Origin of the sequence: Nocardioides sp. GCM10027114, assembly GCF_042659625.1 — a bacterium.
Taxonomy (GTDB): domain Bacteria; phylum Actinomycetota; class Actinomycetes; order Propionibacteriales; family Nocardioidaceae; genus Nocardioides.
Genome location: NZ_JBHSSS010000009.1, coordinates 43484 through 56214, shown reverse-complemented (window position 1 = coordinate 56214; position 12731 = coordinate 43484). Strand labels below are relative to the sequence as shown.

The window sequence follows — 12731 nt, the reverse complement described above, 5'->3', positions numbered from 1 at the left end:
TCGCGGCCTAGGCCGGTGAGGCGGCCAGCGGCCAGTGCACGATCGTGCGCATCTCCTCCGGGGGACGGTCGGGTCCGGTGAGGTACTCCTCCCACATGAGGGTCTCGTCGAGGTGCCGACCGCGCGCCTCGGCCGCGACGTGGAGCGCGTCGTACGCCGCGGGCAGGTCGTCGTAGGACCCGATGTGCACGCCGGTCGCGGCCTCGTGGGCCGGCAGGTCGAGCGGCACCACGGTCCCGTCGCCCTCGATGGCCTGCTCCACGACGAAGCCCGCGGACACGGTCATCCCGTCTGGCCGGACGTCGTAGTGGCCGACCGCCGGTCCGAGCGGCCTCACTCCCGTCCGCTCCAGGAACCCTGCGACCCTGCCGAATGCCTGGCCCATCTGCTCGCCCATCCGAGGCAGGTCCGCCTCGAACTGCGCGACGGCGAGATGCCGCACCGGCTCCTGCGTGAACTCCACGTCCATGTCGCCTCCCGAACCCGGGCCTCGGTGCCACGCTAGGTCGGCCCGCAGCGGCGACGCAGGGGAGAAGGCACCCGCCTGCGGGGACCAACGCCCCCGTGGCGACGAGCGCTCGACCCCGGCGGCGACGGCCGGCCCGGCCCCGGCGAAAATGGGTGCCATGTCCGCCGAGGGGGTTCGCCCGTCCCGTCCGCACCACAAGCTGACCGAGGACGGCCGCCGCATGCGCGAGGTGCTGACCTACGCCCGTCGCGGCAGCCGGTTCACGCCGAAGCAGCAGCAGGCCTGGGACGAGCACTCCGAGCGCTGGGTCATCCCCGACGAGGCGGTGGACCGGCCCGACTTCACCTGGTCGACCTGGTTCGGCCGGGAGGCCGCGCTCGTCGTCGAGATCGGGTCGGGCGTCGGCGAGGCAACGGCGGCGCTCGCGGCCACCCGGCCGGACCACGACGTGCTGGCCTTCGAGGTGTGGCGGCCCGGCGTCGCGGAGGCGCTCGGGCGGGTCGCCGAGGTGGGCGCGACCAACGTGCGGTTCTGCTCGGTCGACGCCGTCTGGTCGATGGAGCACCTGATCGCCCCCGGCTCCCTCAGCGAGCTGTGGACCTTCTTCCCCGACCCGTGGCACAAGAAGAAGCACCACAAGCGGCGGCTCGTGACGCCCTCCTTCGCGCGGCTCGCCGCCTCCCGGCTCGTGCCCGGCGGCGTCTGGCGGCTCGCCACCGACTGGGACGACTACGCCGAGCAGATGGTCGAGGTGCTCGATGCCGAGCCGTCCCTCGAGGGTGGCCGCGTCGAGCGGTGGGAGGAGCGACCGGTCACGAAGTTCGAGCGCAAGGGCCTCGCCGCCGCCCGGTCGATCACCGACCTTGCCTACCGCCGTCCGGCAGCTGGCGACAGCTCGGCGGGCTGACGGCGTCGACTCGCGGCAGCTCGGCCGGTTGAGCGGGGCAACTGGCGGCAGCTCGGCGATGCAAGGGTTTCCCCCGTAGCGGGGTGCACCTCCTCACGACGAACCTCCTTCCAGGTGGCACGCACGCCACCCGCGTCCCGGTCTCGGGCGTGCGACAGGTCCGCGGTGCGGGCCGGATGGAGGGAACTGGATGTTCAGGAGGACAGCAGTCGTCACGGCCAGCCTGGCCGTGGCCGCGCTTGGTTCGGCGCTGGTGCCGGCCGGCGCCGGCGCGGCCGAGGACGTCGCGCCGCTGCACCAGGCGTCGGCGGCTGACGCCGTCGAGGGCCGCTACATCGTGATGCTCGACAAGGGCAGCAGCCGCGCCGACAACCAGAAGTCGCGCGAGGCGGTGCGCGAGAGCGGCGGCACGGTCCGCCAGGTCTACCAGCACCTCGACGGGTACGTCGCCGACCTCGACGCGGCCCAGCTGGCGCAGGTGCGCCGCGACCCGCGCGTCGCCCTCGTCCAGCAGGACCAGGTGGTCAGCATCGACGCCACCCAGAACAACGCGACCTGGGGCATCGACCGGGTGGACCAGCGCGACCTGCCGCTGTCCGGCACCTACACCTACAACGCCACCGGCTCCGGCGTGAAGGCCTACATCATCGACACCGGCGTCCTGGGTTCGCACCAGGAGTTCTCGGGCCGCATGGCCGCCGGCTACACCGCCATCAACGACGGTCGCGGCACCACCGACTGCAACGGCCACGGCACGCACGTCGCCGGCACGGTCGCCGGTACGACGTACGGCGTCGCGAAGAGCGCCACCGTCATCCCCGTCCGGGTCCTCGACTGCTCCGGCAGCGGCACCAACTCCGGGGTCATCGCGGGCATGGACTGGGTGGCCGGCCAGCCGGCCACGTCGCCGCGGGTCGCGAACATGTCGCTCGGCGGCTCGGCCGACAGCGCCACCGACGCCGCGGTCGACCGGATGGTCAACGCCGGTGTCACCGTCGTGGTGGCCGCGGGCAACGACAACAAGGACGCGTGCACGGCCTCCCCGGCGCGCGCCGCGGCGGCGATCACCGTCGCCTCGTCGACGAGCACCGACGCCCGCTCGAGCTTCTCCAACTGGGGCTCCTGCGTCGACCTGTTCGCCCCGGGCAGCAGCATCACCTCGGCGTGGCACACCTCGAGCACGGCAACCAACACCATTTCCGGCACCTCGATGGCGTCGCCGCACGTCGCGGGCGCCGTCGCCCTGTACCTCCAGGGCAACCCGACCGCCAGCCCGGCCACGGTCACCAGCGCGATCCTGGGCAGCACCACCTCCGGCAAGATCACCGGCGCCAACGGCTCGCCGAACAAGCTGCTCTACACCAACCCGGGCGGTGGCACCCCGCCGCCGCCGAGCAGCAACCTCGTCACCAACGGCGGCTACGAGCAGGGCACCACGGGCTGGAGCGGCACCACCGGCGTCATCGGCACCACCGGCTACGCCGCCGCCACCGGCAGCTACAAGGCCTGGCTGAACGGCTACGGCTCGTCGTCCACCGAGCAGGTCAACCAGTCGGTGACCATCCCGTCGAACGTCTCCAGCGCCACGCTGACCTTCGCGCTGCGGGTCGACAGCGCGGAGACCGGCTCCACCGCCTACGACTTCCTGCGGGTGTACGCCGGCTCGACGCTGCTCGGGACCTGGTCCAACGCCAACGAGACCACCGGCTACGTGACCCGGACCCTCAGCCTGACGGCATACAAGGGGCAGACGGTGAACCTGAAGTTCGAGGGCACCGAGGACTCGATGCTGCAGACGAGCTTCCTCATCGACGACGTGTCGGTCACGACCAGCTGACACCTCGCCCACACGCGGTGCCGTCCGGGCTCGGGGCCGGACGGCACCGCGTTGCGTCTGCCCGTGGAGCGGGATGGCTCGTGACGTTCGGGTCGCTCGAGAAGCCGTTTGGCGACCCGAGCGTCACGAACTATCCGTCATGCGGCGTCGTCGAGGTCGAGGCCCCAGATGTGCAGCAGCCGCTCGACCCGCGCCCGCTCGGTGTCGAGGTCGTCTCCGGGCGCGAGCACGCAGAGCAGGTGCGGGATGCCGAGGGCCTCGCAGCCCTCTACGAGCACGTCGTCATAGGCCTGCCGGACGGCCTCCGACTTCGCGAACGAGACCCCGGTCCGGGTGGCCCGGTACAGCCGGCCGAGGCGGCGTGCCTCGTGGGCGACCACCTCGATGGGGCGTCGGTGGAGAGGGCGGGGCGGCGTGGCGCGGAGGCCGAGGTGCTCGGGCAGCCGGTGCAGGGACCGGTTGACGGATCGGATCCTGCGGCGGAGCCGCGGACGGCAACGTGGATTCAGTGCCAGCCCCAGGCCGGCAGCGACGACGAGGAGCACAGTGCCCTCGGTGAGCAGCCAGCCCATGCAGCGACGGTAGGTCGCCGGCCGATTCCCGGCAAGGCCCGACGCCTGTGACGTGGGCGGCTGCTCGGTGCCGGTCACCGAGGGCCTCGAGAACGTGCTCCGCGCGCGCTGACGCGGTAGGGTCGACGCTTCACCGGGCGGGCTGGACCCGCATCCGGTGGGGCGCCCCGGACCGGGACCGGTTCGATTTGGCGCATCACCCGGCCTTCTGCCAAGATGGTCCGGTTGCTCCGGCGGGTTGCCGGGGTGCGGCACACCTTGACTATTGAATCGGTTCTCCCCAGAAGTGATCAGTGGTTTGGCGTGCGGCCGCACCGATCCTGGAGACCCGATCAGCCCGACGAACCCGTCGGGCGCCACCAACACCAGCTGCAGGACCCCGGTCCCGCGGTGTGTCCCAACTAGGCGACACGCCCGACCGCGGGGGTCGGCGCTGGGGTGGCGAGCAAGGGCGGGACTCCCTCAACCGGGGGTGGTCTCGGGATGGCACTGCACGCGGCACCTCCCGGGGTGCGAACCGAGAAGGACGAGAGAGACCTATGGCGGGACAGAAGATCCGCATCAGGCTCAAGGCCTATGACCACGAGGTGATCGACACCTCGGCGCGCAAGATCGTGGACACGGTCACCCGCACGGGTGCCAAGGTCGCCGGCCCGGTGCCGCTGCCGACCGAGAAGAACGTGTACTGCGTCATCCGCTCGCCCCACAAGTACAAGGACTCCCGCGAGCACTTCGAGATGCGCACCCACAAGCGCCTCATCGACATCATCGACCCCACGCCGAAGACCGTCGACTCGCTGATGCGCCTCGACCTGCCTGCTGGCGTCGACATCGAGATCAAGCTCTGAGGCCCGAGGAGAAGACCGCGCCATGAGCACTTTGGAACGCAACCTGAAGGGCCTGCTGGGCACCAAGCTCGGCATGACCCAGCTGTGGGACGAGAACAACCGCGTCGTCCCCGTGACCGTGATCGCCGCGAACACCAACGTGGTCACCCAGGTCCGTCTCCCCGAGACCGACGGCTACTCGGCCGTGCAGATCGGTTTCGGCGAGATCGACGGCCGCAAGGTGACCAAGCCGCAGGCGGGTCACTTCACCAAGGCCGGCACGACCCCGCGTCGTCACCTGGTCGAGATCCGCACCGCCGCTGCCGGCGAGTACTCCGTGGGCCAGGAGCTGGCCGTCGACACCTTCGCCGCCGGCGACGAGGTCGACGTGACCGGCACCAGCAAGGGCAAGGGCTTCGCCGGAACCATGAAGCGTCACGGCTTCTCCGGCGTGGGCGCCTCCCACGGTGCGCACCGCAACCACCGCAAGCCGGGCTCGATCGGCGCCTGCGCCACCCCGGGTCGCGTGTTCAAGGGCATGCGCATGGCTGGTCGCATGGGTAACGCCACCGTGACCACCCAGAACCTCACCGTGCACGCCGTCGACACCGAGAAGGGCCTCATCCTCCTCAAGGGCGCCGTCCCCGGCCCCAAGGGTGGTCTCGTGGTCCTGCGCTCGGCCGCCAAGACGAACCAGGAGGCCGCCCGATGAGTGACGCAGCGACCGCTAAGAAGGTCAAGGTCGACCTGCCCGCCGAGATCTTCGACGTCGAGGTCAACGTCCCCCTGATCCACCAGGTGGTCGTGGCCCAGCAGGCCGCCGCCCGTCAGGGCACGCACGCCACCAAGACCCGCGGCGAGGTCCGCGGCGGTGGCCGCAAGCCCTACAAGCAGAAGGGCACCGGCCGGGCCCGCCAGGGCTCGACTCGTGCGCCGCAGTTCGCCGGCGGTGGCGTCGTCCACGGCCCGCAGCCGCGCAAGTACGACCAGCGCACCCCCAAGAAGATGAAGGCCGCCGCCCTGCGTGGCGCCCTGTCGGACCGGGCGCGCAACGACCGCATCCACGTGGTGGAGAGCCTCGTCACCGGCGACGCTCCGTCGACGCGGAACGCCCTCAAGGCGCTGGCCGGTCTGACCGACCGCACCAAGTACCTCGTCGTGCTCGAGCGCAACGACACCGTCACCTGGCTGTCGCTGCGCAACGCCCCCGAGGTGCACCTCGTCGCCGTCGACCAGATCAACACCTACGACGTGCTGGCCAGCGACGACGTCATCTTCACCAAGGGCGCGTACGACGCGTTCGTGAGCGGCACCGCGAAGGAGGCTGCCAAGTGAGCACCCTGCACAAGGACCACCGCGACATCCTGATCGCGCCGGTCGTCTCCGAGAAGAGCTACGGCCTGCTCGACGCGAACAAGTACACGTTCATCGTGCACCCGGACGCCAACAAGACCGAGATCAAGATCGCGGTCGAGAAGGTGTTCAACGTCAAGGTGACGTCGGTCAACACGATCAACCGCCAGGGCAAGACCCGCCGCACCCGGTTCGGGATGGGCAAGCGTGCCAACACCAAGCGCGCCATCGTCAGCCTGGCCGAGGGCCACCGCATCGACATCTTCGGAGGTCCGGTCTCCTGACCGGGTCTGCTGAACGCGAGGACTGAGAAATGGCTATCCGCAAGTACAAGCCGACCACCCCGGGCCGTCGTGGCTCGTCGGTCGCCGACTTCGTCGAGGTGACCCGGACCACGCCGGAGAAGTCGCTGACCCGCCCGCTGCCCAAGAAGGGCGGCCGCAACAACCAGGGCCGGATCACCACCCGGCACCAGGGCGGCGGTCACAAGCGCGCCTACCGGATCATCGACTTCCGTCGCTACGACAAGGACGGCGTCCCGGCCAAGGTCGCTCACATCGAGTACGACCCGAACCGGACCGCGCGCATCGCGCTGCTCCACTACGCCGACGGCGAGAAGCGCTACATCATCGCGCCGAAGAACCTGGAGCAGGGCGCGATGGTCGAGTCGGGCCCGAACGCCGACATCAAGCCCGGCAACAACCTGCCGCTGCGCAACATCCCGGTCGGTACCACCATCCACGCGGTCGAGCTGCGGCCGGGTGGCGGTGCCAAGATCGCCCGCTCCGCCGGCATCAGCGCCCAGCTGATCGCCCGTGAGGGTTCGCGCGCCACGCTGCGCATGCCCTCCGGCGAGATGCGCTTCGTCGACGTCCGCTGCCGCGCCACCATCGGCGAGGTCGGCAACGCCGAGCAGTCGAACATCAACTGGGGCAAGGCCGGCCGTATGCGCTGGAAGGGCAAGCGCCCGACCGTCCGCGGTGTCGTCATGAACCCGGTCGACCACCCGCACGGTGGTGGCGAGGGCAAGACGTCGGGTGGTCGCCACCCGGTGTCCCCCTGGGGCAAGCCCGAGGGCCGCACGCGCAAGCGCAAGGCCTCCGACTCCCAGATCATCCGTCGCCGCAAGACCGGCAAGAAGCGCTGAGTAGGGAAGTAACGAGATGCCTCGCAGCCTGAAGAAGGGCCCCTTCGTCGACGACCACCTGATGAAGAAGGTGGACGCGGAGAACGAGAAGGGCAGCCACAACGTGATCAAGACCTGGTCGCGCCGCTCGATGATCGTCCCGGCCATGATCGGCCACACGATCGCCGTGCACGACGGCCGCAAGCACGTTCCCGTGTTCGTGACCGACTCGATGGTCGGCCACAAGCTCGGCGAGTTCGCGCCCACCCGCACCTACCGCGGGCACGTGAAGGAAGACCGGAAGGGTCGCCGCCGCTGACGCGGCGCGATCTTCGAGAGACTGGAGATAACGAGCAATGAGCGTTACCGAGCGTCGGCGCAGCAGCGCCCGCCGCGAGTCGCTGCTCGGCGACCAGCCGGGTGCCTTCGCGAGCGCGCGCTTTGCGCGGATCACGCCCATGAAGGCCCGCCGTGTCGTCGACATGGTCCGTGGCCTTCCCGTCGACGACGCGCTGTCCCTGCTGCAGTTCGCGCCGCAGGCCGCGTCCGAGACGGTCTACAAGGTGCTGGAGAGCGCCATCGCGAACGCCGAGACCACCGAGGGCCTCGACCGGGCTGACCTGGTCGTCTCCGTCGCGCAGGTCGACGAGGGTCCGACGATGAAGCGTTGGCGTCCGCGTGCCCAGGGCCGCGCGACCCGCATCAACAAGCGCACGAGCCACATCACGCTGGCGGTCCAGCCCGCAGATGTGGTGGCCGAGAAGAAGGGACGGACTGCCTGATGGGGCAGAAGATCAACCCGAACGGCTTCCGCCTCGGCATCTCGACGGACCACAAGAGCCGTTGGTACGCCGACAAGCTGTACAAGTCGTACGTCGGTGAGGACGTCGCGATCCGCAAGCTGCTCTCCAAGGGCATGGAGCGGGCCGGCATCTCCAAGGTCGAGATCGAGCGGACCCGGGACCGCGTGCGGGTGGACATCCACACCGCTCGTCCGGGCATCGTCATCGGCCGCCGTGGCGCCGAGGCCGACCGCATCCGCGGCGAGCTCGAGAAGCTGACCGGCAAGCAGGTCCAGCTGAACATCCTCGAGGTCAAGAGCCCCGAGGTCGACGCGCAGCTGGTCGCCCAGGGCGTCGCCGAGCAGCTCTCGGGTCGTGTGCAGTTCCGCCGCGCCATGCGCAAGGCGATGCAGACGACGATGCGCTCCGGTGCCAAGGGCATCCGGATCCAGTGCTCGGGCCGCCTCAACGGCGCCGAGATGTCGCGCACCGAGTTCTACCGCGAGGGTCGCGTCCCGCTGCACACCCTGCGCGCGGACATCGACTACGGCTTCTACGAGGCCCGTACGACCTTCGGTCGCATCGGCGTCAAGGTCTGGATCTACAAGGGCGAGGTCGCGGGCACCCGCGCCGAGCGCCAGGCGCAGGCCGCAGCCCGCGCCGGCGTGCCGGGCCGTGGTGGCCGTCCGAGCCGTGGTGGCGACCGCCCGAGCCGTGGCTCGCGCGGTGACCGTCCCACGCGTTCGGACCGCGCGGCCGAGGCCCCCGCTGCGGAGGCGCCCGCCGAGGCGACCTCCACCGAGTCTGCCGGTCAGGAGGGCTGAGCACCATGTTGATGCCCCGTCGTGTCAAGCACCGCAAGCAGCACCACCCGAAGCGCAACGGTGTTGCCAAGGGCGGTACGAAGCTCGCCTTCGGTGACTTCGGGATCCAGGCGGTCGAGGGTCACTACGTGACCAACCGCCAGATCGAGTCGGCGCGTATCGCGATGACCCGCCACATCAAGCGAGGCGGAAAGGTGTGGATCAACATCTACCCGGACCGTCCGCTGACGAAGAAGCCCGCCGAGACCCGCATGGGTTCCGGTAAGGGCTCGCCCGAGTGGTGGGTCGCGAACGTCAAGCCCGGTCGTGTCATGTTCGAACTCTCCGGCGTCGACGAGAGCGTCGCGCGCGAGGCCATGCGCCGCGCGATGCACAAGCTCCCGATGAAGTGCCGGTTCGTCTCCCGTGAGGCAGGTGAATTCTGATGGCTACCGCTCACGAGCTCGACGAGATGACCAACATCGACCTCGAGTCCAAGCTGCGCGAGGCCAAGGAGGAGCTTTTCAACCTCCGTTTCCAGGCGGCCACCGGCCAGCTGGAGAGCCACGGCCGGCTCCGCACGGTCAAGAAGGACATCGCCCGGATCTACACCGTGGTGCGCGAGCGCGAGCTCGGAATCCGCAGCACCCCCGGTGAGAACGAGGCCAACGAGAAGGACGGTGCCGCATGAGCGAGACCACCGAGAGCACGCGCAACTTCCGCAAGGTCCGTGAGGGCCTGGTCGTCAGCGACAAGATGGACAAGACCGTGGTCGTGTCCGTCGAGGACCGGGTCAAGCACGCCCTCTACGGCAAGGTCATGCGCAAGACCTCGCGGCTCAAGGCGCACGACGAGCAGAACCAGTGCGGCATCGGCGACCGGGTCCTCATCATGGAGACCCGTCCGCTGTCGGCCACCAAGCGCTGGCGCGTCGTCGAGGTCCTCGAGAAGGCCAAGTGAGTGACCGGCGGCCGAGCTCGCTCGTGTCGCCGGTCCAGCAGCCCCCGTCCGCCCCACCGGGCGGGCACCCACCCCATTAGTTCGGCCAGGCTCGTCGCCCGGGAGGCGGCGAGAACCAGCTCGACAACCAGGAGAAACTGATGATCCAGCAGGAGTCGCGACTCAAGGTCGCCGACAACACCGGTGCGAAGGAGATCCTCTGCATCCGTGTTCTCGGTGGCTCGGGTCGACGCTACGCCGGTATCGGCGACGTCATCGTCGCCACCGTCAAGGACGCGATCCCCGGTGGCAACGTGAAGAAGGGTGACGTCGTCAAGGCCGTCGTCGTGCGCACCGTCAAGGAGCGTCGTCGCCCCGACGGTTCCTACATCCGCTTCGACGAGAACGCCGCCGTCATCCTCAAGAACGACGGCGAGCCGCGAGGCACCCGCATCTTCGGCCCCGTGGGCCGCGAGCTGCGCGAGAAGAAGTTCATGAAGATCATCTCGCTCGCGCCGGAGGTGCTCTGAGCCATGGGTAAGAACAGCGTGAACATCAAGAAGGGCGACACCGTCAAGGTCATCGCCGGCAAGGACAAGGGCGCCGAGGGCAAGGTCATCCAGGTGCTCCGCGAGGAGCAGCGGGTGATCGTCGAGGGCGTCAACCGCGTCAAGCGCCACACCAAGGTCGTCAACCAGGGCGGCCGCGGCGGCACGACCGGCGGGATCATCACCACCGAGGCCCCCATCCACGTCTCGAACGTGATGCTGGTCGAGGGTGACGGCGTCACCCGCATCGGCTTCCGTCGTGACGAGGTCACCAAGCGCCGTCCCGACGGCTCGACGTACACCGCGACGCGCAGCGTCCGCATCTCCCGCAAGTCCGGGAAGGAGATCTGAGATGACCGAGACCGCTACTGAGAAGGTCACGCCGCGTCTCAAGACCCGCTACCGCGAGGAGATCCTCCCTGCCCTGCGGGACGAGTTCGACATCAAGAACGTCATGCAGGTGCCCGGCCTGACCAAGATCGTGGTCAACATGGGCGTCGGCGAGGCGGCCCGCGACTCGAAGCTCATCGAGGGCGCGATCAAGGACCTGACCGCCATCACCGGCCAGAAGCCGATGGTGACGAAGGCCCGCAAGTCCATCGCGCAGTTCAAGCTGCGTGAGGGCATGCCGATCGGCGCGCACGTCACGCTGCGCGGCGACCGCATGTGGGAGTTCCTGGACCGCCTGCTGTCGCTGGCGCTGCCGCGTATCCGCGACTTCCGTGGTCTGTCGCCGAAGCAGTTCGACGGCCGTGGCAACTACACGTTCGGTCTCACCGAGCAGGTGATGTTCCACGAGATCGACCAGGACAAGATCGACCGCTCGCGCGGCATGGACATCACGATCGTCACCACCGCCACCAACGACGACGAGGGCCGTGCGCTGCTGAAGCAGCTCGGCTTCCCGTTCAAGGAGAACTGACATGGCGAAGACTGCTCTGAAGGTCAAGGCGGCCCGCAAGCCCAAGTTCGCGGTTCGCGGCTACACCCGGTGCCAGCGCTGCGGCCGGCCGAAGGCCGTCTACCGGAAGTTCGGCCTGTGCCGCATCTGCCTGCGGGAGATGGCGCACCGCGGCGAGCTGCCCGGCGTCACCAAGTCCTCCTGGTAATCACTCACACGCGTTGAAGGTCGCCTGTCCCTGAGTCGGGCGAAACCACGACGAGAAAGAACCCATCATGACGATGACTGACCCGATCGCAGACATGCTCACCCGTCTGCGCAACGCCAACCAGGCGTACCACGACTCGGTGTCCATGCCTTACAGCAAGCTGAAGCAGGGCGTCGCGGACATCCTCCAGCAGGAGGGCTACATCACGTCGTACGACGTGAAGGAGCCGGCCGAGGGCGAGGTGGGCAAGACCCTCACCATCACCCTGAAGTACGGCCGTAACCGAGAGCGCTCGATCGCCGGCGTCCGCCGTATCAGCAAGCCCGGCCTTCGCGTCTACGCGAAGCACACCGGCCTGCCCAAGGTGCTCGGCGGCCTCGGCGTCGCGATCATCTCGACGAGCCAGGGCCTGCTCACCGACCGCCAGGCGAACCAGAAGGGCGTGGGCGGCGAAGTGCTCGCCTACGTCTGGTGACGGAACCGCGAGACTGAGGAAGGAAGAGAAGCATGTCGCGCATTGGCAAGCTCCCCATCGCGGTCCCGTCCGGTGTCGACGTCGCGATCGACGACCGACAGGTGACCGTCAAGGGGCCCAAGGGCACCCTGACCCACCGTGTCGCTGCGCCGATCACGGTCGAGCAGAACGACGGTGCCCTCGAGATCAAGCGGCCTGACGACGAGCGCGAGAGCCGCTCGCTGCACGGCCTCACCCGCACGCTGATCAACAACATGGTGGTCGGCGTGACCGAGGGGTACGAGAAGAAGCTCGAGATCGTGGGCGTCGGTTACCGCGTCCTGTCGAAGGGCCCCACCCAGCTGGAGTTCCAGCTCGGGTACTCCCACCCCATCACGTTCAACGCGCCCGAGGGCATCACCTTCACGGTGGACGGCCCGACGAAGCTCGGCGTGCAGGGCATCGACAAGCAGCTGGTCGGCGAGACCGCGGCCAACATCCGCAAGCTGCGCAAGCCCGAGCCGTACAAGGGCAAGGGCGTTCGCTACGCGGGTGAGCACATCCGCCGCAAGGTCGGAAAGGCTGGTAAGTGACCATGGGGATCTCGCTGTCCACCAACAAGCACACGGCCGCCCGGGTCAAGTCCCGGCTGCGCCGCCAGGTCCGCGGTCGGAAGAAGATCTCCGGCACCGCCGAGCGTCCGCGCCTGGTCATCACCCGCTCCTCGAAGCACATCACCGTCCAGGTCGTCGACGACCTGGTCGGCAAGACGCTGGCCTACGCCTCCACCATGGAGGCCGACCTGCGTGGCTTCGACGGCGACAAGACGGCCAAGGCCCGCAAGGTCGGCGAGCTCGTCGCCGAGCGTGCGAAGTCCGCGGGCGTCGAGGGTGTGGTCTTCGACCGCGCCGGCAACAAGTACCACGGTCGCATCGCGGCCCTCGCTGAGGGTGCCCGCGAGGGCGGCCTGACCTTCTGATCGCACGACAAGCAAGTAGAGAGAGA

22 protein-coding genes are annotated in these 12731 nt (G+C 69.1%); 20 read left to right on the top strand and 2 right to left on the bottom strand.

What is annotated here, in order from left to right; all coding sequences use genetic code 11:
* Positions 1-7: 7 nt before the first annotated feature.
* Positions 8-463, bottom strand: a complete 456-nt coding sequence (locus tag ACFP2E_RS05095; protein ID WP_378521521.1) for a GyrI-like domain-containing protein — start codon at positions 461-463, stop codon at positions 8-10.
* A 163-nt stretch (positions 464-626) separates the two neighbouring features.
* Between ACFP2E_RS05095 and trmB the strand changes: the two genes are divergently transcribed.
* On the top strand, positions 627-1376 hold the full coding sequence (gene trmB, locus ACFP2E_RS05090; protein ID WP_378521520.1) for a tRNA (guanosine(46)-N7)-methyltransferase TrmB: 750 nt from the start codon (positions 627-629) through the stop codon (positions 1374-1376).
* 190 nt (positions 1377-1566) lie between these two features.
* Positions 1567-3213 (top strand): S8 family serine peptidase, encoded by a 1647-nt coding sequence (locus tag ACFP2E_RS05085; RefSeq protein WP_378521519.1) that lies wholly within the window; start codon positions 1567-1569, stop codon positions 3211-3213.
* A 137-nt stretch (positions 3214-3350) separates the two neighbouring features.
* Here ACFP2E_RS05085 and ACFP2E_RS05080 read toward each other — a convergent pair whose 3' ends face one another.
* Entirely contained in the window at positions 3351-3785 is a 435-nt protein-coding gene (locus ACFP2E_RS05080) for a hypothetical protein (RefSeq protein ID WP_378521518.1), read from the bottom strand.
* Positions 3786-4324: 539 nt separating this feature from the next.
* Here ACFP2E_RS05080 and rpsJ point away from each other — a divergent pair.
* The 18 genes from rpsJ to rplR all read left to right on the top strand — a co-directional run bounded on the left by rpsJ (position 4325) and on the right by rplR (position 12705).
* A complete protein-coding gene (gene rpsJ / locus ACFP2E_RS05075; protein WP_008360994.1) occupies positions 4325-4633 on the top strand; it encodes a 30S ribosomal protein S10 in 309 nt (102 codons plus the stop codon).
* Positions 4634-4655: 22 nt separating this feature from the next.
* Positions 4656-5324, top strand: a complete 669-nt coding sequence (rplC, locus tag ACFP2E_RS05070) for a 50S ribosomal protein L3 (protein WP_378521517.1) — start codon at positions 4656-4658, stop codon at positions 5322-5324.
* Positions 5321-5947, top strand: coding sequence for a 50S ribosomal protein L4 (gene rplD / locus ACFP2E_RS05065; protein ID WP_378521516.1), 627 nt, complete (start codon positions 5321-5323; stop codon positions 5945-5947). The genes rplC and rplD overlap by 4 nt, the downstream gene beginning before the upstream one ends.
* A complete protein-coding gene (rplW, locus tag ACFP2E_RS05060; RefSeq protein WP_378521515.1) occupies positions 5944-6249 on the top strand; it encodes a 50S ribosomal protein L23 in 306 nt (101 codons plus the stop codon). The genes rplD and rplW overlap by 4 nt, the downstream gene beginning before the upstream one ends.
* A gap of 29 nt (positions 6250-6278) precedes the next feature.
* Entirely contained in the window at positions 6279-7112 is an 834-nt protein-coding gene (rplB, locus tag ACFP2E_RS05055) for a 50S ribosomal protein L2 (RefSeq protein ID WP_378521514.1), read from the top strand.
* Between the two features lie 16 nt (positions 7113-7128).
* Entirely contained in the window at positions 7129-7410 is a 282-nt protein-coding gene (gene rpsS, locus ACFP2E_RS05050; RefSeq protein ID WP_302268085.1) for a 30S ribosomal protein S19, read from the top strand.
* Between the two features lie 37 nt (positions 7411-7447).
* Positions 7448-7873, top strand: a complete 426-nt coding sequence (rplV, locus tag ACFP2E_RS05045) for a 50S ribosomal protein L22 (protein ID WP_378521513.1) — start codon at positions 7448-7450, stop codon at positions 7871-7873.
* On the top strand, positions 7873-8697 hold the full coding sequence (gene rpsC, locus ACFP2E_RS05040) for a 30S ribosomal protein S3 (protein WP_378521512.1): 825 nt from the start codon (positions 7873-7875) through the stop codon (positions 8695-8697). The genes rplV and rpsC overlap by 1 nt, the downstream gene beginning before the upstream one ends.
* Before the next feature lie 5 nt (positions 8698-8702).
* The gene (gene rplP / locus ACFP2E_RS05035; protein WP_378521511.1) at positions 8703-9122 is read left to right on the top strand and encodes a 50S ribosomal protein L16; all 420 of its coding nucleotides are present in this window, start codon (positions 8703-8705) and stop codon (positions 9120-9122) included.
* Entirely contained in the window at positions 9122-9367 is a 246-nt protein-coding gene (gene rpmC, locus ACFP2E_RS05030; RefSeq protein ID WP_378521510.1) for a 50S ribosomal protein L29, read from the top strand. Before rplP ends, rpmC begins: the two co-directional genes overlap by 1 nt.
* A complete protein-coding gene (gene rpsQ, locus ACFP2E_RS05025) occupies positions 9364-9636 on the top strand; it encodes a 30S ribosomal protein S17 (RefSeq protein WP_378521509.1) in 273 nt (90 codons plus the stop codon). The genes rpmC and rpsQ overlap by 4 nt, the downstream gene beginning before the upstream one ends.
* Positions 9637-9776: 140 nt before the next feature.
* Complete coding sequence (gene rplN, locus ACFP2E_RS05020) at positions 9777-10145, top strand: 50S ribosomal protein L14 (protein WP_011757324.1); 369 nt, start codon at positions 9777-9779, stop codon at positions 10143-10145.
* 3 nt (positions 10146-10148) lie between these two features.
* Positions 10149-10514, top strand: a complete 366-nt coding sequence (rplX, locus tag ACFP2E_RS05015; protein WP_378521508.1) for a 50S ribosomal protein L24 — start codon at positions 10149-10151, stop codon at positions 10512-10514.
* Between the two features lies 1 nt (position 10515).
* Positions 10516-11085, top strand: coding sequence for a 50S ribosomal protein L5 (rplE, locus tag ACFP2E_RS05010; protein ID WP_378521507.1), 570 nt, complete (start codon positions 10516-10518; stop codon positions 11083-11085).
* Between the two features lies 1 nt (position 11086).
* Positions 11087-11272: a type Z 30S ribosomal protein S14 gene (locus tag ACFP2E_RS05005; protein ID WP_011757321.1), complete on the top strand. Its 186-nt coding sequence runs from the start codon at positions 11087-11089 to the stop codon at positions 11270-11272.
* A 67-nt stretch (positions 11273-11339) separates the two neighbouring features.
* Positions 11340-11747 carry a 30S ribosomal protein S8 gene (gene rpsH / locus ACFP2E_RS05000; protein WP_378521506.1) on the top strand — a complete coding sequence of 136 codons (408 nt, stop codon included), beginning with the start codon at positions 11340-11342 and terminating at the stop codon, positions 11745-11747.
* 32 nt (positions 11748-11779) lie between these two features.
* The gene (gene rplF / locus ACFP2E_RS04995; RefSeq protein ID WP_378521505.1) at positions 11780-12319 is read left to right on the top strand and encodes a 50S ribosomal protein L6; all 540 of its coding nucleotides are present in this window, start codon (positions 11780-11782) and stop codon (positions 12317-12319) included.
* 2 nt (positions 12320-12321) lie between these two features.
* Positions 12322-12705, top strand: a complete 384-nt coding sequence (gene rplR, locus ACFP2E_RS04990; RefSeq protein WP_378521665.1) for a 50S ribosomal protein L18 — start codon at positions 12322-12324, stop codon at positions 12703-12705.
* The last annotated feature ends 26 nt before the right edge of the window (positions 12706-12731 follow it).